We start from the raw sequence: 20,809 nt of genomic DNA on the forward strand, positions 1-20,809 counted from the left end.
GACGCGGATGTGACCCTGTCGACAGTCGTGGTCAGCCAGGGCGCCGTGACCGAACAGACCACAACCGTCAGCGACGAGTCGCTACTGGAGGTGGCGCTGCGCGCCGGGGTCGACGCCCGTTACGCATTTATCAGCGGCGGGTGCGGCACCTGCAAGGCCAAGCTGCTGAGAGGACGGGTGCACACCCAGCGCAACGACGCACCGGGCAACGTCGCCGATGGCTGGATCCTCACCTGCCGGTCCCGGCCGGCCACCGACGTCGTCCACATCGAATAAGATCGTTGAAATCCGGTGCCGAACAACAGGATTGGCCGCAATCCTGCTCCTGAATCAGACGGTGATCGTCGTTTGCTCGTCGATCGCTTTCATCGCGTCCATTAGCGGCCCCTGGTCCGTGTCCGCTGCGTCGGCGTTGAGCTGCAGCACGAACACCCCGTCTCCGCCGGGAATCACCACCGTCTTCTGTGCGATGGCCCGCTTCTTGCCACCCTTGTCGTAGGTGCCGCTCAGCTGCCATGCCTTGAAGCCGCCGAGGGTGGACGCGGTTCCGGCGCCGCCTTGATATCCCGGCAGATTCTGCAGCTCGCCCGGGGCGGCCTCGAGCAGCTTGGCTTGGTCGACGTTACCGGTGAGCTTCACCAGGAGTCCGACGATGGAGGGTGGGTCATTGGTATCCGCGGGCTGGGACAATACAATGCCGCCATACGGGGCGTTGTTACTTTCCTTGATTGTCTGCCAGCCGGCCGGCGTCGGCAGGTTGATGGTGGGGGAGCCGGGATCACCGTGATGGATTTGGGTTTCGGTGAGATTGTTGTCCTTGACGTAATCGGCGAGGGTGTACTTGTGGGCCCCCGGTGTCGCGCTCGTCTCGGGTGACGTCGTCGAAGTCACCGTCGACGTCGACGTGGACGTCTTGGTCTCGGACTTGTTGCCAGAGCCACAACCAACGAGAACGAAACTTAGCACCACGGAAATGGTTGCTGCCGTCAAATATTTCATCAATTCCATCTCCGGGAGAGGGGCCGGCACCTGCGCTGGCCGGGTCGCAGAAGACACTAGCCCAATCGGTTCGCATCGTTGCTGGGCTGGTTCGGACTCTCGAATCCCCCTCGAATTCCGCACCGAACGGGCGCCGATGCAGTAAGAGACAGCTATGCGGTCACGAACAACGCTCGTCACGTTGATCGTGGTGAGTGCCGTCTGCATGACGTTCATTGCGGCTCCACCCATTGCTTACGACGGTGAGCCCGGATTCGTCGCCAAACCGGTCGAGTACGTCGACACTCTCATCGGCACCGGGACGGGAGGCGAGACGGTGGGTGAGATCAACAATTTTCCTGGGCCAACGGTGCCCTTCGGGATGGTGCAGTACTCGCCGGATACCGTCGACACCTACGCGGGCTACAACTACGACAGATCGCGCTCCACCGGGTTCAGCATGACCCACGCGTCAGTGGGCTGCGCCGCGTTCGGTGACATCTCGATGCTGCCCACCACGACCCCCACCGGCTCGCAGCCCTGGAACGCGTGGGAGAGGATCGCCCACGACGACACCGAAGTGGGCGTGCCCGGTTACTACCGGGTGCGGTTCCCCGGAACCGGAGTGACCGCGGAGCTCACCGCCACCGCCCGCACGGGTGTCGGCCGCTTCAGATACCCGCATAACCATCGGCCGGCGCTGTTCCACGTGCGCTCCGGTGCGTCGCTGGCGGGCAACTCGGCGGCGACCTTCCGGATCGAGGACGACAACACGATCACCGGATCGGCAACCAGCGGCGGATTCTGCGGCAAAAAGAATACCTACACGGTGTACTTCGCCATGAAGTTCAACCAGCGGTTCACGTCCTACGGATCCTGGGACGGATACTCGGTCTACCCCGGTGCCCGGGGCGCGGACTCCCCCTTTAGTGGGGGGTATCTGGCTTTTCCGCCCGGATCGGTGCTCGAGGTGCGGACCGCGATCTCCTACGTGAGTGTGGACGGTGCGCGCGCCAACCTCGCAGCCGAGGGCACCGCGAGCTTCGACGCCGTTCGTGCGGCGGCGTCCGCCGAGTGGAACGCCGCGTTGTCTCGGATCGCAGTGGCTGGCAGCGATGGCGACCGCCTGGCGACCTTCTATACCTCGCTCTACCGGACACTGTTGCACCCCAACACTTTCAACGACGCGGACGGGCGCTATATCGGATTTGACGGCGCTATCCACACCGTGGCCCCGGGACGCACCCACTACGCCAACTTCTCGGACTGGGACACTTACCGGGGGGTATCGGCCTTGCACGGACTGCTCTTCCCCAAGCAAGGCAGCGACATGGCCCAATCACTGGTCGACGACGCCGTGCAGAGCGGATCGTTTCCGCGTTGGCCGCTTGCCAATTCGGCTACCGCCGAGATGACCGGAGACAGCGTGGTGCCACTGATCGTCAACCTCTATGCCTACGGAGCAAGGGATTTCGACGTCAACACATCCTTGCGCTACATGGTCAACGCGGCGACCAACGGCGGCGTCGGGCGCGATGGTTACACGGAGCGGCCGGGAATCGCCACTTACCTGCAGCTGGGCTATGCACCGCAGACGACGGAGTTCACCACTGACCATCGGGTCGCCGGAGCCTCGATCACGCTGGAGTGGGCCGTCGACGACTTCGCGATTTCCCGATTCGCCGAGGCGCTCGGCGACACCGCGACGGCCACGGAATTCCAGACCAGGGCACAGTATTGGCAGAACCTGTTCAATCCCAGCACCGGCTATATCTCGCCGCGCGGACCCGGTGGCTTCTTTCCCGACGGCCCCGGGTTCTACGCGTACCGATCGGGCTTTGGCCAGGATGGTTTCGACGAGGGCAACGCCGAGCAATACGTCTGGTGGGTGCCGCATAACGTGGCTGGCCTAGTGACCGCCCTGGGCGGTCGCGAGGCGGTGGCTAAGCGGCTCGACCGTTTCACGAAGGAGCTCAATGTGGGCCCCAACGAACCCCATCTCTGGATTGGCAACGAGCCGGGTTTCGGGGTGCCTTGGCTGTATAACTACATCGGCCAACCGTGGCGAACCCAGGAGACGGTCGACCGGGTGCGCAGCAATCTGTTCGCTCCCACGCCTGACGGCGAACCAGGCAATGACGATCTGGGCGCGATGTCGAGTTGGTACGTCTGGGCTGCCTTGGGCCTGTACCCGAGCACCCCGGGAACGGGGATCCTCAGTGTGAACACACCGCTGTTCGATCGCGTGGTGATCGCCCTCCCGGCGGATAAATCCATTCGGATCTCCGCTCCGCGCGCGTCCGGAAGGAACCGCCTGAGGTACATCGACGGCCTCAGCATCAACAGTCAGGCCACCGAACAGACCTTTCTGCCAGAGTCTTTCGTCCGCACCGGCGGCGGCGTCGCGTTCTCGCTGTCGGAAAAGCCCAACAGGACTTGGGGCACTGCGGTGTCTTCCGCGCCACCGTCGTACGGTGCGGGCAGCGCGGCATTGACCGTCAATGTGCCCTTCCCGATGGTAAGCATCGCGCCAGGAACCACGGAGCATGTCAGCGTCGATGCCCAACGGATGATCGACGCCGCAGGCGAGTACGCGATCACTGGTATCTCGTACAGCCCAGGGATCTCGGCTGCATCCGTTTCCGGGGCGTTCCCCGCCAATGGATCTGTCCGGGCGGACATCGCGATCACGGCGGCGCCTTCGGTGCCCGACGGGTACTACGCCATGTATCTAACCGCAAGGTTCGGTCACACCGCGAAATCCTTTCTCGTTCTTGTCGCCGTCGTCAGCGATGCGTTCGGCGAATGATTGTCTGGCGTTCGGCCTAGATCATTTCGTTCTTCGTCAGCCAGCGCATCACCGGCCAGCCGACGAATACCGGTATCCAGCAGGTGAGCACCCGATAGAGCAGCACCGACGGCACACCGATGGCCGCGGGTACGCCGAAGGCGGCCAGACCACCGATCAGCGCCGCTTCCACGGCCCCGACACCACCGGGCGTCGGGGCGGCCGACGCCAGGGTTCCGCCGACCATCGTCACCACGGTGACGGTGATGAACGTCGTGCCGCCGCCGAACGCTTCGACGCTGGCCCAAAGCGCCAGCGCGGCACCGAGAGTCGTTCCGGCGCAACCGAGTACGATCAATGCCAGTCGCTTGGGTTCGCGGGCCAGTTCGATCAGGTCATTGGTCACCTCCGCCAACCTCGGGCGGACCGCCGTTGCCAACCATTTCCGTAGCTTGGGCACGAACAGAAAGGTGCCGACGATCCCCAGTGCCACACCGCCGATCAGGTACAGAATTGTGGCTTTGGGCACGAAATGCGCGAGGTCGGTCGACGCGCCCGCGGCGGTGCTGAACAAGATCAGCAACAACAGGTGGACGATCACCTGCACTGATTGCTGCAGTGCCACCGCCGCGGTGGCCCGCAACGTGTTCAGCCCGGCCTTCTGCAGAAACCGGGTGCTGAGCGCCAGCCCGCCGACTCCGGCCGGGGTGGTGGTCGCCGCAAAGGTGTTGGCTACCTGCATGATTGACAGCTTCCAGAAGCTCACCAGGCCGTCGGCGCAGGCCCACAATGCGGCCGCCGCGCCGACATAGGTCAACGCTGACACAGCCAGACCTAGCAGTGCCCACCACCAGTTCGCCTTCCGCAGTTCGGAGAAGAACGTCGGCGCGGTGCTGATGAACGGATACGCGACATAGACCAGCGCACCCAGCAACACCAGTTGGATGACCTGGCTGCGGGTGAAGCGGGTGATGGTCTGGGTTTTGATCTCATCGGCGCCCGATTGGCGCTTGACTTCCGCGCGGGTGTCGGAGATGAGCGTGCCCGCGTCGGAGACCGATTGCCGGATTCGTTTCCCCACAGCCGATTTGGTGAGTCGGCGTGATGCGTTCAGGACGGTGTCTTTGCCAAACGCGTCGATCGCCGCACGCACCGCGGACTCGGCGTCATACAGCGCTGACGTCGTGACCAACAGTTGGGCAATGTCGGTTTGAAGTTGGGCGAAGGTGGCCCCGTACTCGGCGCTGCCGAACCCGCCGAACAGCACCTTGCCGTCGTCGACGGTGATCTCGTGGCCGCGTAGGTCGCCGTGGGAGATCTGGTGGTCGTTGAGGACTCGCAACGCTTCCCAGACGCGGGCAACCGCTGTCTGCGTGTGGCATTCGTCGAGCGGAGTTCCGCGAATGGGCTGATGCGCGTACAGCGTCCATCCCCGGTCAAGCGTGGCGACGGCGATGTTCGACGTGTTGGCGACGCCCGCGTCGTTGATCGCGATGGCCATCAGCGCGCGATGCTCCACGACGCGGCGCATGGACGTCTGTAGGGGTGCGGTTTCGGTGCCGCGCAGGCGCAGCTTCCGCCAGAGCTGGCGCATGGCGCCACCGCTGCGCTGATGCGGGCCGTACAACTCGACCGCCGCGGGGGCAGCGGAGTCCTCGGATGTCGCCGCCAGAACGAGTGCCCCGGGTCCCGCCGGCCGGACCACCCTGAGCCCGGTCACCACGAATCCGCGCCTGGCCATCGCGCGTACCGCGCCGTCCAGCGGGACCTCGAGCGCCGGAGTGCCGACGATCAGGACCACCAGCGCACCGACGAACCATCCCACGCCCAAACCCAGCAGCGACCGGGCCGGAACAATCGCGCTGACCACCAGGTGGATCGGCACGAACGCCAGTAGCAGCGTCCACCACCAGCGTCGCCAGCGTGCGGGCAGCCAGGGGCCCGACACGGTGAGCACCGCGGCCAGCATCGCGATCCATCGCGGGTCGTCGAGGAACTGCGCCAGCACCGTCTGCAGCCGGTCGGACAGGTCGAAGTGCCATTTCGGTGCAGCGATGCCGTTGCCGGTGATGGACAGCGGGAGCACGGCGAGGATGCCCGCCGCGGCATAGGCGCCCAGCAGCTTCCATTGCCGCGAGACGATCAGACCGATCAGGATCATGAACGGCAACGCCAGAATGGCGATGCCGTAAGCCAGGTACACCAGGTCGGACTGGGTAGGGGACAAGACGCCGACGATCTGCGAGACGGATTTCTCCAGGTCGACCCACCGCGTGCGGGTCACCAGGAAACTCACGATGACTACCGTCAGGAAGATCGCCGCCAGGGCGAGCCGGATGATGTCGTTGGTCCGTCGGGTCAGCGGTTGCAGCAAGCTGCCGGAAACGGTGATGTCTCGCCCGTCAACTCGCATGGTCTAACGATCCTTTGGATCGGCTCTGAGCTATTAGCGGCTCGCCGACAACTTAACCGGATACCTCCAACGTGGATGTGATTTGTGCGCGATGCAATCGCGAGCTAGGTCGGGCTCGTCATCAGGAATCCCCTCAACAACACCAGCGCCCAGTAAGCGTGACCAGGATTCCGTAGCTGACCAGAACGACGACCCCAATTCGAACAATCCATGTTGCCGCAGAAGGCTTTGCCGCGTACCGGGGGCCGCCGCCGTGGGTAAGCCAGCACGAAACCCAACGCCGCGATCAGGGGTACGGAGAAGCGCCAGCCACCTGGCCGGCGGCGCGCGAGCTATTCACCTTGGACCACAGCCGGCTCACACGCGGCGCGCGTAGGGTCGGTGCATAGTTGTGCTAGCGAATTGGAGGACTCGAGCGTGCCCAGAACCGACAACGACACCTGGGAGATCACCGAGAGCGTGGGGGCGACGGCGCTTGGCGTCGCCGCGGGCCGCGCCGCGGAAACCGAGAGTGAGAACCCGCTGATCAGCGATCCATTTGCGCGGGTGTTCCTCGACGCTGCCGGTGACGGCGTGTGGAACTGGTTCGCTCCTACCAACCTGCCGCCCGAGATCGTCGAGGCAGAACCAGACCTCAAGCCGCGGATGCGGGGCATGGTCGACTACATGGCCGCCCGCACCGCGTTCTTCGACCAGCACTTCCTCGACGCCACCCGCGCGGGCGTACACCAGGTGGTGATCCTGGCGGCGGGTCTGGATTCGCGGGCCTGGCGGCTGCCTTGGCCAGACGGCACCACCGTCTATGAACTCGACCAGCCGCGGGTGCTGGAATTCAAGGCGTCGACGCTGGCCGAACACGGCGCGGAGCCGACGTGCCATCTGGTCAGCGTTCCGGTCGACCTGCGCCACGACTGGCCGGCCGCGTTGCAGCAGGCGGGCTTCGACGCCTCGGCACCGAGCGCCTGGTCGGTAGAGGGGCTGTTGCCGTTTTTGCCGGCGGCGGCTCAGGAGCTGCTTTTCGAGCGTGTTCAAACATTGGGGGCCGCCGGGAGCCGCATCGCCGTGGAGGCGCCCGGCCCCGACTTCCTCGATCAGGACATACAAGCGAAGCGGCGCGAGTCGATGCAGCGGGTGCGCGATCTGATGGCCAAACTTGAGCCGCAACGTGAAATGCCCGATGTCCAGGATTTGTGGTACTTCGAGGAGCGCGAAGACGTCGTCGATTGGTTGGGCCGGCACGGTTGGGACGTGACGGTCACGCCCGCCGTCCAGTTGATGGCCAGCTATGACCGCAGGCCTCCGCAGGATGTCGACGACGCCGCGCCGAAGACGTTGTTCGTGGCCGCGCAGCGGGGAGGGAACTGATCGTGATCAGAACGGACAACGACAGCTGGGAGATCACCGAGAGTGTCGGCGCGACGGCACTGGGTGTCGCGGCGTCGCGTGCGGCGGAAACCCGAAGCGAAAACCCTTTGATCAGTGATCCGTTCGCGCAGGTCTTCCTCGATACCGTCGGCGACGGGGTGTGGAACTGGCAGTCCGCGCAGCTGCCCGCCGAGCTCGAGGCCGAACCCGACTTGCCGCTGCAGATGCAGTCGATGGTCGACTACATGGCTTGTCGGACAGCGTTTTTCGACACGTTTTTCGTTGACGCGACACGTGCGGGCATCCGCCAGGTGGTGATCCTGGCCGCGGGCCTGGACTCGCGCTCCTGGCGGCTGCCTTGGCCGGACGGCACGAGGGTCTTCGAGCTCGACCAGCCCAGGGTGTTGGAATTCAAAGCCGCGACGTTGGCTGAGTACGGCGCCGAGCCTGCCTGCAACCGGGTCGCGGTTCCGGTGGATCTGCGCCACGACTGGCCAACGGCATTGCGGGAGGCGGGATTTGACGCCGGCTCGCCCAGCGCCTGGTCGGCGGAGGGGCTGATGCCCTACCTGCCGGCCGCGGCCCAGGACCTGCTGTTCGAGTGTGTCCAGCACCTGACGGCCGTCGGCAGCCGGGTCGCCGTGGAGGCGCTGGGGCCGAAGTTTCTCGACCCTGAGGTTCGCACGAAGCGTCGTGAGCGGATGGATCGGATTCGCGCGTTCATGGCCGACGTAGATCCGCAGCGTGAGATTCCCAGGATGGACGAGCTGTGGTACTTCGAAGAGCGCGAAGACGTCGGTGATCGGTTCCGCCGCCACGGCTGGGACGTGACGGTGACCCCGACCGACGAGTTGATGGCCGGCTATGACCGCAGCCCCGCCAAAGAGGTCGGGGACCGGGTTCCGGGGAATCTGTTCGTCGCTGCGACGCGCGGGGCATAGCCGGGCCGGCCCATCTGCCGCGAGTGCCGAGCGCGCTCATATGTACGCCGCGACGCAGTAAAACCCGGCATTTTGCGGCCGCTGGCCGGTGCACACCCGGACAACTGTCGGAGCATACTGAGACACACTGGTCTGACCACTTGACCTCTGACCTCTTAGGGATCAAACTGCACGCATGGCGCTGCAGCCAGTGACTCGTCGATCGGTGCCCGAAGAGGTCTTCGAGCAGATCACCTCGGATGTCCTGAGTGGGGAGATGCAGCCCGGGGAGGCATTGCCCAGCGAGCGCCAAATGGCAGACGTCCTCGGGGTATCCCGGCCCGCTGTCCGAGAGGCGCTCAAGCGGCTGTCGGCAGCCGGCCTTGTCGAAGTCCGTCATGGCGGCGTCACTACCGTGCGTGATTTCCGGCGGCACGCCGGACTGGACCTGCTGCCCCGACTACTGGTCCGTGATGGCGAACTTGACGTTTCGGTCTTTCGCAGCATCCTCGATGCCAGGCTGCGCAACGGTCCGAAAGTCGCGGAACTTGCGGCCGAACGGCACGGACCGGAGTTGGCCGCGTTGCTTGAGGATTCGCTACGCGCGCTCGAGACCGACCGAGATTTGCTCGATTGGCAACTCCACACGCTCACGTTCTGGGATCACGTGGTCGACAGCGCTGGCTCGATCGTATATCGGTTGATGTACAACGCATTTCGTGTCGCATATGAGCCAGCGCTTACTGTCTTGGCTGCCAGGATGCCAGCCGAGGTCAAGCGCCCCAATGCCTATCGGAAACTGGCTGATGCGATCTGCTCAGGTGATCCCGGCGAATCGAAGAAAGCCGCCCATCGGCTACTCGAGGTTGCGAATGCAACGTTGATAGCCGCACTCGATCGCCCGGGGCGACGCCGATGACCGCCCACACCGTGATCGCCACCTATCTTCGCGACCAGATCCAGCCCGGGATCGACGCGGTCGGTGGCTTCTACCGGATGTGCATGCTGACCGGCAAGGCCCTGTTTCGGCCGCCGTTCCAGTGGCGTGAGGCGATCCAGCAGGGCTGGTTCATCACGAATGTCTCGCTACTGCCAACCCTCGCCGTCTCGATCCCGCTGACGGTGCTGATCATCTTCACGCTCAACATCCTGCTGGCCGAGTTCGGCGCTGCCGATATCTCTGGTGCGGGCGCGGCACTGGGCGCGGTCACCCAATTAGGCCCACTGACCACCGTTTTGGTGATCGCCGGCGCCGGGTCCACGGCCATCTGCGCCGACCTCGGCGCCCGCACCATCCGGGAAGAGATCGACGCGATGGAGGTGCTGGGCATCGATCCGATCCACCGCCTGGTGGTGCCCCGTGTCGTCGCCGCCACCATCGTCGCCACACTGCTCAACGGAGCGGTGATCACCATCGGCCTGGTCGGCGGTTTCCTGTTCGGCGTTTACATCCAACATGTTTCGGCCGGCGCCTACGTCAGCACACTCACGTTGGTGACCGGCTTGCCCGAGGTGGTCATCTCGGTGGTCAAGTCGGCCACCTTTGGATTGATCGCCGGCCTGGTCGGCTGTTATCGCGGGCTGACCACCAAGGGCGGCCCCAAGGGCGTCGGCACCGCCGTCAACGAGACCTTGGTGTTGTGCGTGATAGCGCTGTTCGCTATCAACGTGGTGCTGACCACGATCGGCGTCCGGTTCGGGACGGGGCGTTAGCATGGCCGCGATGTCAGCCGTCGTCCTGCGCGGGCGGGGCGGCGCCACCGGAAGATTCGAGCAGATAGCGATTTTCGCGCGCTTCACCCGCATCAGCCTCTGGCAGATCGGGTGGGCGCTGCGTCGCTACCCCAGAGAGACGTTGCGGCTCATCGCGGAGATCGGCATGGGCACCGGCGCGATGGCAGTGGTGGGCGGCACCGTGGCGATCATCGGATTTGTCACGCTGTCCGGGGGTTCGCTGATCGCCATCCAGGGCTTCGCGTCACTCGGCAACATCGGGGTCGAGGCATTCACCGGATTCTTTGCCGCACTGGCCAATACACGCGTCGCGGCGCCCATCATCTCCGGCGTTGCGCTGGCCGCCACGGTGGGCGCGGGCGCTACCGCACAATTGGGCGCAATGCGGATCAGCGAGGAGATCGACGCGCTGGAAGTCATGGGTATCAAATCGATCTCGTTCCTGGCATCGACTCGGATTCTGGGCGGGCTGGTCGTGATCGGGCCGCTGTACGCGCTGGCTCTCGACATGGCTTTCACGTCGGGCCAGGTGGTCACAACGGTGTTCTACGGGCAGTCGAACGGCACCTATGAGCACTACTTCCGCACCTTCCTGCGCTCTGAAGATGTGGGTTGGTCAGTGGTGGAAGTCGTCGTCATAGCGGTGGTGGTGATGACCACCCATTGCTACTACGGGTACACGGCCAGCGGCGGTCCGGTCGGTGTCGGTCAGGCCGTGGGTCGATCGATGCGGTTCTCGCTGGTCTCGGTGGTGGTTGTGGTCCTGCTGGCGCAGTTGGCGCTCTACGGCGTCGACCCGAACTTCAATCTCACGGTGTAACCGCCATGACGACGCCGGTGACGCGGACGTCTCGCCGCGCGTGGCTCTACCTGGAGGGTGTGGCCCTGCTGTCAGCCGGTGCATTGGTTCTGGTGTTGGTGTACTTGCAATTCCGGGGGGACTTCACACCGAAGACCGAGCTGACAATGGTGGCCTCGCGAGCCGGGTTGGTAATGGAACCGGGCGCGAAAGTCACCTACAACGGGGTCCAGATCGGCCGGGTGGCCGGCATCTCGGAGATCGAGCGGGACGGCAAGCCGGCGGCCAAGCTGTTGCTGGACGTGAATCCGGATTCCATCAAGCTGATTCCGGTCAATGTAGTGGCCAGCATTGAGGCCGCCACTCTGTTCGGCAACAAGTACGTATCGCTGGTATCACCGGAAAGGCCACAGCGGCAACGGATCTCACCGGGCGATGTGATCGACGTGCGCTCGGTGACCACCGAGTTCAACACGCTGTTCGAGACGGTCACCTCGATCGCCGAGAAGGTGGACCCGATCGAGCTGAACACGACGTTGTCCGCGGCGGCGCAGGCCCTCGACGGGCTGGGCACCAACTTCGGAGAATCGATCGTCAACGCCAATCAGATTCTGCAGCAGTTGAACCCACGGATACCGCAAGTCGGCTATGACGCGAACCGGTTAGCCGATCTTGCTGGTATCTATGCCCGCTCGTCGCCGGATCTGTGGAGTTTTCTGCAGAACGCGTTGACCACCGCGCGCACATTGACTAGGCAGCAGCACGATCTCGACGCCGCATTGTTGGCGGCGGTGGGCGCGGGCAGGACCGGCGAAGACATCCTGAACCGGGCCGGGCCGTTTCTGTCCCGCGGGGCCGCCGACCTGGTGCCTACCGCTGCGCTGCTCGACCAGTACAGCCCCGAACTGTTCTGCTTGGTACGCAACTTTCACGACGCTGCACCCAACGTCGCGAATGCGGTTGGCGGCAACGGCTATTCGCTGGCGGCCGCCGGAACGGTCTTGGGGGCGCCGAACCCCTACATCTATCCCGACAATCTGCCGCGGGTGAACGCACGCGGTGGACCGGGCGGACGACCTGGGTGCTGGCAGCCGATCACCCGGAATCTTTGGCCGGCGCCGTATCTGGTCATGGACACCGGAGCGAGCCTCGCGCCGTACAACCATTTCGAGCTGGGCCAGCCGATGTTGAGCGAATACGTCTGGGGACGCCAATACGGGGAGAACACGATCAACCCGTGACGAGGAATGCATGAAAGTCACCGGCACGGCAATCAAACTCGGCCTCTTGTGGCTGGTCTTGTTGGTGTTCACCGTGGCGATCATCATCGTGTTCGGCCAGGCGCGCTTCAACCGCACCACCGGGTATTCGGCAGTGTTCACAGATGTCAGCGGGCTGCGGGCCGGGCAGTTCGTCCGTGCTTCGGGGGTGGAGGTCGGCAAGGTCTCCAAGGTGACGCTTATCGACGGTGACAAGCGGGTGCTGGTCGACTTCGACGTGGACCACACGCTGTCGCTGGATCAGGCGACAACCGCGTCGATCCGCTATCTCAACCTGATCGGCGACCGCTACCTCGAGCTCAAGCGTGGGTACAGCGGTCGGAAGCTGGCCCCGGGTGCGGCGATCCCGGTCGAGCACACCCAACCAGCACTGGATTTGGACGCTCTGATCGGTGGGTTCCGGCCGCTTTTCCAGGCGTTGGACCCGGACAAGGTGAACAGCATCGCCCAATCGATTCTCACCGTGTTCCAGGGGCAGGGCGCCACCATCAACGACATCCTCGACCAGACCGCATCGATCACCGCGACGCTGGCCGACCGGGACCACGCGATCGGCGAGGTCATCGACAACCTGAACACCGTGCTGGCCACCACCGTCAAGCACGAGAAAGAGTTCGATCAGACGGTCGACAAGCTGGAGGTATTGATCAGCGGACTGAGGAACAGGGCTGATCCCTTGGCCGCCGCGGTCGCGCACATCAGCGATGCCGCAGGAACCGTTGCCGACCTGCTGGGTGAGGACCGGCCGTTGCTGCACAGCACCTTTGGAAACCTCGAGCACATCCAGCAGCCGATCATCAGCCAGCTGCCGCGTCTGGACGAGGTGTTGGGCAAACTGCCGGGCGCGTACCGGACCATCGGCCGTGCCGGCGGCGTGTACGGCGACTTCTTCAACTTCTACCTGTGCGATCTCTCGCTGAAAGTCAACGGCTTACAGCCCGGTGGCCCGGTGCGCACCATCAAGCTCCTCAGCCATCCCACCGGGAGGTGCACGCCGCAATGAGATCCCTGACCGAATTCAACCGGGGCCGCGTCGGACTGATGGGTGTGCTGGTCACCGTCCTCGTAGTCGGTGTGGCGCAAAGCTTTACCAGCGTGCCGATGCTGTTCGCCACACCCACCTATTACGCGCAATTCGCCGACACCGGCGGCATCAGCCCGGGCGACAAGGTGGAAATCGCCGGGGTGAACGTCGGTCTGGTGCGGTCGCTGACAATCCGCGGCGATAGGGTCCTGGTCGGGTTCTCGTTGGCCGGAAAGACGATCGGGACGCAGAGCCGGGTGGCGATTCGCACCGATACCATTCTGGGTCGCAAAAACATGGCGATCGAACCACGCGGTTCAAAGACGCTGCAGCCCAACGATTTTCTTCCCTCAGCCCAGACCACTACGCCATACCAGGTCTACGACGCGTTCGTCGACGCCACCAAGGCGGCGACGGGATGGGACATCGAAGCCACCAAACGTTCGCTGAAAGTGTTGTCGGAGACGTTCGATCAGACCGCGCCGCATCTCAGTGCTGCCCTCGACGGTGTCAAGGGTTTCGCCGACAGCATCGGCCAGCGGGGCGAGCAGATCAAGCAGCTGCTGTCGAACGCCAACAAGGTCGCGCGCGTGCTCGGCGACCGCAGCGAACAGGTCAACGGGCTGCTGGTCAATGCCAACACTCTGTTGGCCGCGTTCCGGCAACGTAGCCAGGCGCTCAACATTCTGCTCAGCAACGTTTCCGAGGTGTCGGCTCAGGTCACCGGCCTGCTCAGAGACAACCCCAACCTCAACCACGTGCTGCAAGAGTTGGGGACGGTCAGCGACGAACTGGTCAAGCGCAAGAACGACCTTGCCGACGTGCTGGTCCTGCTCAGCAGATACACCGCTTCCCTGGCGGAGGCCGTCGGATCCGGGCCGTACTTCAAGGCGATCGTCGCGAATCTGCTGCCCTACCAGATCCTGCAGCCGTGGGTCGACGCAGCGTTCAAGAAACGCGGCATCGACCCCGAGCAGTTTTGGCGTAGCGCGGGGCTGCCCGCATTCCGGTTCCCCGACCCCAACGGCACCCGGTTCCCCAACGGTGCGCCGCCGCCGGCACCGTCCGTGCAGGAGGGCACACCAGAGCATCCCGGGCCCGCCGTCCCTCCGGGGTCGCCGTGTTCGTACACGCCCGCCGCCGACGGCCTGCCGCGGCCGGGAAATCCGTTGCCTTGCGCGATGTCTGATCAAGGTCCCTTCGGCTCCGTCCCGTTCGGTTTTCAGGTGCCGGTCGACGTCCAGGAGTCGCCGCCGAATCCCGACGGGCTGCCGCCCGCACCAGGTGTGCCGAGCGCGGGCCGCCCGGGCGCGGTGTCGCCGGCTGTTCCCGGCACGCCGGTGCCGCTGCCGGGCGCTCCCCCTGGCGCGCGCAGGGAACCGTTGGGACCGGTCGGCGGCCCCAACGCCCCGGCGCCGATGGCGCCGCCGGGCCACGCGCCCCCAGGACCCGGGCCGCGGCTGCCGGCCCCATTCATCACTCCCGACGGGACGGGAGGTGGCAACTCATGAGCACCATCTTCGATATCCGAAAGCTTCGGCTGCCGAACGTGTCTCGCTTGACGGTGGTGGTCGGATCGCTGGTGGCGGTGTTGGCGCTCACCGCCCTCTTCGTCGGCGCGCAGCTGTACCGGAAGCTGACCACCACGACGGTTATCGCGTATTTTTCAGAGGCGCTTGCGCTTTACCCCGGCGACAAGGTTCAGATCATGGGTGTGCGGGTCGGCGCCATCGACAAGGTCGAGCCGGCCGGCGACAGGATGCGAATCACGTTGCACTACAGCAACAAGTACAAGGTGCCCGCCGACGCCACCGCATCGATCCTCAACCCCAGCCTGGTGGCCTCGCGCAACATCCAGCTGTCACCGCCCTACACCGGCGGCCCGGTGCTGAGGGACGGTGCGGTGATCCCGATTGAGCACACCCGGGTGCCCGTCGAGTGGGATCACCTACGGGATTCCATCAGCTCGATCCTCCAGCAGTTGGGCCCGACAGCCGAGCAGCCGAAGGGGCCGTTCGGCGAAGTCATCGAATCGGCCGCGGACAACCTGGCGCACAAGGGGAAAGAGATCAACCAAACCCTGAACAGCCTGTCGGAAGCGTTGACCGCGCTGAACGAGGGCCGAGGGGACTTCGTCGCGATCACCCGAAGCCTGGCGCAGTTCGTCAGCGCGCTGTACAAGAACGATCGACAGTTCGTCGCGCTCAACGACAACCTGGCCCAGTTCACCGACTGGTTCACCAAATCCGACCATGACGTGGCCGACACGGTCAATCGGCTCGACGACGTGCTCGGCGCCGTCCGAAAGTTCGTGAGCGAAAACAGATCCGCTCTGACTCGTGACGTCGACAACCTGGCCGACGTGACCACGACGATCTTGCAACCCGAGCCGCGCGACGGCCTGGAAACCGCACTGCACGTGCTGCCTACCTATGCGGGCAACTTCAACAACATCTACTACCCGTTGCACAGCTCGCTGGTGGGGTTGTTCGTGTTCCCCAATTTCGCGAACCCCTTGCAGTTCCTCTGCAGCGCGATCCAGGCCGGCAGCCGCTTGGGCTATCAGGACTCCGCCGAGCTGTGCGCCCAGTACCTGACGCCGGTGCTGGACGCGATCAAGTTCAATTACCCGCCGTTCGGTGCGAATTTCTTCAGCTCGGCGGCCACCCTGCCCAAGGAGGTGGCTTACTCCGAAGAACGGCTACGCCCGCCCTCGGGATACAAGGACACCACCGTGCCAGGGATCTTCTCGCGGGACACACCGTTTTCGCACCGCAACTCTGAACCCGGCTGGGTCGTCGCGCCCGGCATGCAGGGCACGCTGGTTCAGCCGGCGACCGTGAACATGCTGAGCCCCGAATCGTTGGCCGAGCTCATGGGCGGCCCGGACATCGCGCCTCCGCCGCCGGGAACCAACCAGCCTGGACCGCCGAATGCCTATGACGAGTCCCATCCGCCGCCGCCCGGGCCGCCGGCGCCCGTAAAGACAGGCCCGGGGCAGTGATGCGGCTTTTCCTCGGCGCGGGCCGCCGCGGCGTGGTGTTGGCGCTGGCGGCGGTGGTACTGGCTTCCTGCTCCTGGCGTGGCATCGCCAACGTGCCGCTGCCGATCGGCCGTGGCACGGGTGCGGATCGCCTAACGGTGTATGTGCAGATGCCCGACACCCTGGCGCTGAACACCAACAGCCGGGTGAGGGTGGCCGACGTGTGGGTGGGCACGGTACGTGACATTAAGCTGAATGACTGGACGCCGACCCTGACGCTGGACCTGGATCCGGCCGTGAAGCTGCCGGCAAACGCGACCGCGAAGATCGGCCAGACCAGCCTGCTGGGCACGCAGCACATCGAGCTGGCCGCGCCGCGAGAACCGTCGCCGCAGCCGTTGCGAAGCGGCGACACCATCCCGCTGATGAACTCGTCAGCCTACCCAACCGTCGAACGGACTTTGGCCAGCGTCGCGGTGGTCCTCAATGGCGGCGGGATCCCGAACCTCGACCTGGTTCAAACCGAGATCATCAAGATCCTTGACGGCCACGTCGATCAGATCCGCGAATTCCTCGGGCGGCTACGCACATTCACCGCCGAGCTGAACAGGCAACGCGAAAGCCTAACCCGCACAATTGATTCGACCAACGAACTGCTGAGCATCGCCGCGCATCACAACGACACGCTGGACCGGCTGTTCACCGATATTCCGCCGCTGATCCAGCATTTCGCCGACACGCGCGAATTGTTCGCCAACGCGGCCGAGTCTCTGGGGCGGTTCAGCGACGTCGCCAACCGGGTGCTGTCGGACACCCGGCCCAATCTGCACCAGAGCCTGCAGTTGCTGCAACGGCCGCTCGGTCAACTCGACCGGGCCTCGCCTTTCGTGGTCGACGCGTTGAGATTGGGCCTCACAGCGCCTTTCAACATCGACGACGTGGCGAAAGTGATCCGCGGCGACTTCGTCAACGTGTCGGGCGCGTTCGACCTGACGCTGTCCGCCATCGACAACACGATGCTGAGCGGAACCGGGCTGTCGGGGGTTTTGCGAGCGCTCGAACAGGCGTGGGGACGCGATCCCAACACCATGATTCCGGACGTGCGTTACACGCCGAACCCGAACGACGCCCCGGGAGGACCGCTGGTGGAAAGGGGCGAGTGAGACGTGCTGACCCGGCTGATCAAAACCCAACTGGTGTTGTTGACCGTGTTGGCGCTCATCGCGGTGGGCGTCCTGGGCTGGTATTACCTGCGGATACCAAGCCTTGTCGGCTTCGGTCGATACACCCTCTACGCCGAATTGCCGCAATCCGGAGGGCTTTACCGCACAGCCAACGTCACCTATCGCGGCATCACCATCGGGAAGGTGTCCGCCGTCGAAGCCACCGAACGGGGGGCACGGGCGACGATGAGCATAGATAGTGGCTACCAGATCCCGACCGACGCGTCGGCCAATGTGCACTCCGTCTCGGCGGTCGGCGAGCAGTACCTCGACCTGGTGTCGAACCGCACCGGCGGCCCGTACTTCGGCGACGGGCAGACGATCACCAACAGCACGGTCCCGAGCAAGATCGGCCCGGCGCTGGACGCCGCCAACCGCGGACTGGCGGCGCTGCCCAAAGACAAAGTGGCGTCACTGCTTAGCGAGACCTCGCAGGCTGTGGGTGGGCTGGGGCCGGCGCTTCATCGACTGGTCGATGCCACCCAGGCGATCGCCCACGACTTCAGGGGCAGCATCGACGACGTCGACGACATCATCGCGCGGTCGGGCCCGATCATCGACAGCCAGGTCAATTCCGGTGACGATATCGCGCGCTGGGCCGCAAACCTCAACATCCTGGCCGCACAGACCGCAGCGCAGGATCCGGCGATCCGCAGCATTCTGGCCAACGCGGCGCCGACAGCCGATCAGGTCAACGCCGCGTTCGGCGACGTTCGGGAATCGCTGCCGCAGACGCTCGCCAATCTCGAGGTGGTGATCGACATGCTCAAGCGCTACCACAACGGCGTCGAACAGGCGTTGGTGTTCTTGCCCCAGTCGGGCGCCATCGCCCAGTCGGTTACCGCGGAGTTCCCCGGCCAGGCCGGACTCGGCGTGGGAGCCTTGGCTTTCAACCAACCGCCGCCCTGCCTGACCGGCTTCCTGTCGCCTTCGGAGTGGCGGGCACCGGCCGACACCAGCACCGCGCCGCTACCCAAAGGTACCTATTGCAAGATCCCGATGGACGCGCCGAATGCGGTTCGCGGAGCACGCAACTACCCGTGCGCGGACGTGCCCGGCAAGCGAGCCGCCAGCCCGCGGGAATGCCGCAGCAACGAGCCCTATGTGCCGCTCGGAACCAACCCCTGGTACGGAGACCCGAATCAGGTTCTCACCTGCCCCGCGCCGGCCGCCCGGTGTGACCAGCCGGTGAAGCCCGGTCAGGTGATCCCGGCGCCATCGATCGACAACGGCCTCAACCCGCTGCCCGCCGATCGGCTGCCGGGTACACCGCCCGCGGTCAGCGATCCGCTGCAGCGACCGGGGGCGGGCACCGTCCAGTGCAATGGCCAGCAACCCAACCCGTGCATCTACATCCCGAACGCGGCTCCCGTATCGATTTACGACCTGCAGAGCGGGAAAGTCGTCGGGCCTGATGGTGTTGTCTATTCCGTTGAGAACTCGAGCCACGTCGGAGACGACGGATGGAAGCAGATGCTGGCACCGGCCCACTGAATTCAGCCATTCTCGGTGGTCCGGCGGCGGTGCCCACGCCACTTTCGGAATCCACGTTGCGCCGCGAATGCGCCGACGATAGCGGTCACGCACCACACCGCTATCGCGGCGTAAGCCAACGCCGACGATCGATTCCGGATCGCGGCGCCCAGCGCGGTATAGACGAATGCCCGCGGCGCCGAGCCGATGAACGAGCCAACGGCCATCTGCCACAACGGAACTCCAAATGCTCCGAACGCATAGGAGGCCAGTGCGTCCGATATGCCGGGGACGAAGCGCTGGCCGACGACGGCCCAGAGTCCGCCTCGTTCGATCAGCGCGTCGATGCGGTCGGCGCGTTTCGCCCCCAGCAGACCACGTGCGCTCTCCCGGCCGGCGCGCTTGCCGATCCGGCTCGCGACGATCGCGGTGCCTACCGCGGCGCCCAGCGTCACGAAGACACCCAACACCGGACCGAACAGCAGCCCGCTGCCCGCGGCCAGGATCGACCCCGGCACGAACAACGCACCCAGGACGGCCGACGCCACCACGTAGGTCAGCGGCGCCGCCGGACCCGTCGCCGAAACCATCCGCCGCACCACGTCCATGTCGATAACTCGCGCGATGGCTACCAGGTAGAACATCCCGAACAAGAAACAGGCGAACACGACGAGCTGCACGATGTGGCGTCGTCGGCGTGGCGGTGCGGAGCCTTCGTTGTCGACCATGGTGACCGCGATTCTTCCGCACCGGTAGAAGTGTCGGACCCCCGGAGGAGACTCGGCCTCAATCGACGCGACTTCGGAGATCGCGTCCATACCGAATGGGGCCGACATGGGCAACAGGGCGAACTTCGTCATTGTGAAAGATCAGGATTGGCAGCTGTTTTACTCGCATTGGGCGGGTGCGCGCATGCTCGATGCGCTGATCGGCGGGCCGGAACTCGCGCTGCGGTACGCGCGGTCGCAGCGACCGGTCGCCAAACACGACTGGGTCGACCCGCTATGGGCTGACGGCGGTGCGGTGGTGGACCTCGATCGACGCCGGCTGTTGTTCTTCGGTGACGAGTTGATGGTGGGGATGAACGAACGCCGAGCAATGATGACTGTGCTCGCCGCGGTATGGCCTGACTACACGATCGGCTGGGCGTACGACGGAACCACCGAACTGGCCGGATACGTCGGAGCCGAGTTGGGACCGCAGACGTACGACCACCAGCCAAACCTCAAGCCCGCGCGCGATCGAAACGCCATGTGCAATCTCGTTTCCGTGGTCGACGCCGCTGGACAAGTCCGGATGTGGCCGCTCTACTGCGGCGACCTGAGCAAGGCGTGGCACGGTCCCGCGTTGCTGGACCTGCTGCGCGGCCGCGGTGTTCGACGCCTGAACCTCGGCAAGATTCCCCAAGGCGGACTCCATGTCGACGTGCCCCGAAATACGGTGGGAGCGTGGCAAACGGCGGACGCGATGGGCGTGTTCCAAGCTCTTCCGGACCTATGGAGCGGTTGGCACACCGAGTGCTGGGAGGATCGCTTCGATGAACAGGCTCTTCGATGCAAGGGTGCGCTGCGATTGCCGGAATTGGACATAGCCGCCGGTATCGAGAGCGCTCAGGGGTGGATTCGCAAACGGGTTTTCCAGAGCTTCGCCGATAGCCCGGCAGGTCACATCGCCGAGATCGCGAAGTTGGTGACGCCCCTCGCGCCGGGTCTGGTGGTGAGCGGCGATGCCCTGTCCGACTGTGGAGCCCGACCACGCACGGACGAATGGGATCGCTTCGACGCCGCGTGCAGTTTGCTGCGGGCAAGCGATGCTGAGTCGGCCTGAAG

Annotated in this window: 17 protein-coding genes; 14 read left to right on the top strand and 3 right to left on the bottom strand. The window is 64.9% G+C overall.

Annotated features, from left to right (window positions below; all coding sequences use genetic code 11):
- A partial coding sequence (locus VML93_RS21070; protein ID WP_325613678.1) for a 2Fe-2S iron-sulfur cluster-binding protein occupies positions 1–276 on the top strand: 276 nt, incomplete at its 5' end.
- Between the two features lie 54 nt (positions 277–330).
- On the opposite strand, the gene VML93_RS21075 is transcribed toward VML93_RS21070, so the two are convergent.
- A complete protein-coding gene (locus VML93_RS21075; RefSeq protein ID WP_325613680.1) occupies positions 331–999 on the bottom strand; it encodes an LpqN/LpqT family lipoprotein in 669 nt (222 codons plus the stop codon).
- 154 nt (positions 1,000–1,153) lie between these two features.
- On the opposite strand from VML93_RS21075, the gene VML93_RS21080 reads away from it, so the two are divergent.
- The gene (locus VML93_RS21080) at positions 1,154–3,787 is read left to right on the top strand and encodes a GH92 family glycosyl hydrolase (RefSeq protein WP_325613682.1); all 2,634 of its coding nucleotides are present in this window, start codon (positions 1,154–1,156) and stop codon (positions 3,785–3,787) included.
- 16 nt (positions 3,788–3,803) lie between these two features.
- On the opposite strand, the gene VML93_RS21085 is transcribed toward VML93_RS21080, so the two are convergent.
- A complete protein-coding gene (locus VML93_RS21085) occupies positions 3,804–6,179 on the bottom strand; it encodes a lysylphosphatidylglycerol synthase domain-containing protein (RefSeq protein ID WP_325613684.1) in 2,376 nt (791 codons plus the stop codon).
- 417 nt (positions 6,180–6,596) lie between these two features.
- Here VML93_RS21085 and VML93_RS21090 point away from each other — a divergent pair, with 417 nt between their 5' ends.
- From VML93_RS21090 to VML93_RS21140, 11 genes are all read left to right on the top strand, one after another.
- Entirely contained in the window at positions 6,597–7,544 is a 948-nt protein-coding gene (locus VML93_RS21090; protein WP_325613686.1) for a class I SAM-dependent methyltransferase, read from the top strand.
- 2 nt (positions 7,545–7,546) lie between these two features.
- Positions 7,547–8,485, top strand: a complete 939-nt coding sequence (locus tag VML93_RS21095) for a class I SAM-dependent methyltransferase (protein ID WP_325613688.1) — start codon at positions 7,547–7,549, stop codon at positions 8,483–8,485.
- Positions 8,486–8,660: 175 nt separating this feature from the next.
- Positions 8,661–9,383 (top strand): FadR/GntR family transcriptional regulator, encoded by a 723-nt coding sequence (locus VML93_RS21100; RefSeq protein WP_325613690.1) that lies wholly within the window; start codon positions 8,661–8,663, stop codon positions 9,381–9,383.
- Positions 9,380–10,177, top strand: a complete 798-nt coding sequence (locus tag VML93_RS21105; RefSeq protein ID WP_325613692.1) for an ABC transporter permease — start codon at positions 9,380–9,382, stop codon at positions 10,175–10,177. Before VML93_RS21100 ends, VML93_RS21105 begins: the two co-directional genes overlap by 4 nt.
- A gap of 1 nt (position 10,178) precedes the next feature.
- Positions 10,179–11,018 (top strand): ABC transporter permease, encoded by an 840-nt coding sequence (locus tag VML93_RS21110; RefSeq protein WP_414686410.1) that lies wholly within the window; start codon positions 10,179–10,181, stop codon positions 11,016–11,018.
- Positions 11,019–11,023: 5 nt separating this feature from the next.
- Entirely contained in the window at positions 11,024–12,238 is a 1,215-nt protein-coding gene (locus VML93_RS21115) for an MCE family protein (RefSeq protein WP_325613695.1), read from the top strand.
- Positions 12,239–12,248: 10 nt separating this feature from the next.
- Entirely contained in the window at positions 12,249–13,280 is a 1,032-nt protein-coding gene (locus tag VML93_RS21120) for an MlaD family protein (protein ID WP_325613697.1), read from the top strand.
- Entirely contained in the window at positions 13,277–14,812 is a 1,536-nt protein-coding gene (locus VML93_RS21125; protein WP_325613699.1) for an MCE family protein, read from the top strand. The genes VML93_RS21120 and VML93_RS21125 overlap by 4 nt, the downstream gene beginning before the upstream one ends.
- On the top strand, positions 14,809–16,305 hold the full coding sequence (locus VML93_RS21130; RefSeq protein WP_325613701.1) for a virulence factor Mce family protein: 1,497 nt from the start codon (positions 14,809–14,811) through the stop codon (positions 16,303–16,305). The genes VML93_RS21125 and VML93_RS21130 overlap by 4 nt, the downstream gene beginning before the upstream one ends.
- A complete protein-coding gene (locus tag VML93_RS21135; RefSeq protein ID WP_325613703.1) occupies positions 16,305–17,447 on the top strand; it encodes a virulence factor Mce family protein in 1,143 nt (380 codons plus the stop codon). Before VML93_RS21130 ends, VML93_RS21135 begins: the two co-directional genes overlap by 1 nt.
- A gap of 3 nt (positions 17,448–17,450) precedes the next feature.
- Entirely contained in the window at positions 17,451–19,001 is a 1,551-nt protein-coding gene (locus VML93_RS21140; protein ID WP_325613705.1) for an MlaD family protein, read from the top strand.
- A gap of 2 nt (positions 19,002–19,003) precedes the next feature.
- Here VML93_RS21140 and VML93_RS21145 read toward each other — a convergent pair whose 3' ends face one another.
- A complete protein-coding gene (locus VML93_RS21145) occupies positions 19,004–19,708 on the bottom strand; it encodes a TVP38/TMEM64 family protein (RefSeq protein ID WP_325613712.1) in 705 nt (234 codons plus the stop codon).
- 133 nt (positions 19,709–19,841) lie between these two features.
- Between VML93_RS21145 and VML93_RS21150 the strand changes: the two genes are divergently transcribed.
- The gene (locus tag VML93_RS21150) at positions 19,842–20,807 is read left to right on the top strand and encodes a hypothetical protein (RefSeq protein ID WP_325613707.1); all 966 of its coding nucleotides are present in this window, start codon (positions 19,842–19,844) and stop codon (positions 20,805–20,807) included.
- The last annotated feature ends 2 nt before the right edge of the window (positions 20,808–20,809 follow it).

This window comes from Mycobacterium sp., from assembly GCF_035499775.1.
In the GTDB taxonomy this organism is placed as follows: domain Bacteria; phylum Actinomycetota; class Actinomycetes; order Mycobacteriales; family Mycobacteriaceae; genus Mycobacterium.

Coding starts and splice junctions, on each gene's coding strand:
- VML93_RS21075 (WP_325613680.1), bottom strand. CDS start 999: ATGAAATATTTGACGGCAGCAACCATTTCCGTGGTGCTAAGTTTCGTT.
- VML93_RS21080 (WP_325613682.1), top strand. CDS start 1,154: ATGCGGTCACGAACAACGCTCGTCACGTTGATCGTGGTGAGTGCCGTC.
- VML93_RS21085 (WP_325613684.1), bottom strand. CDS start 6,179: ATGCGAGTTGACGGGCGAGACATCACCGTTTCCGGCAGCTTGCTGCAA.
- VML93_RS21100 (WP_325613690.1), top strand. CDS start 8,661: ATGGCGCTGCAGCCAGTGACTCGTCGATCGGTGCCCGAAGAGGTCTTC.
- VML93_RS21105 (WP_325613692.1), top strand. CDS start 9,380: ATGACCGCCCACACCGTGATCGCCACCTATCTTCGCGACCAGATCCAG.
- VML93_RS21110 (WP_414686410.1), top strand. CDS start 10,179: ATGGCCGCGATGTCAGCCGTCGTCCTGCGCGGGCGGGGCGGCGCCACC.
- VML93_RS21115 (WP_325613695.1), top strand. CDS start 11,024: ATGACGACGCCGGTGACGCGGACGTCTCGCCGCGCGTGGCTCTACCTG.
- VML93_RS21120 (WP_325613697.1), top strand. CDS start 12,249: ATGAAAGTCACCGGCACGGCAATCAAACTCGGCCTCTTGTGGCTGGTC.
- VML93_RS21125 (WP_325613699.1), top strand. CDS start 13,277: ATGAGATCCCTGACCGAATTCAACCGGGGCCGCGTCGGACTGATGGGT.
- VML93_RS21130 (WP_325613701.1), top strand. CDS start 14,809: ATGAGCACCATCTTCGATATCCGAAAGCTTCGGCTGCCGAACGTGTCT.
- VML93_RS21135 (WP_325613703.1), top strand. CDS start 16,305: ATGCGGCTTTTCCTCGGCGCGGGCCGCCGCGGCGTGGTGTTGGCGCTG.
- VML93_RS21145 (WP_325613712.1), bottom strand. CDS start 19,708: ATGGTCGACAACGAAGGCTCCGCACCGCCACGCCGACGACGCCACATC.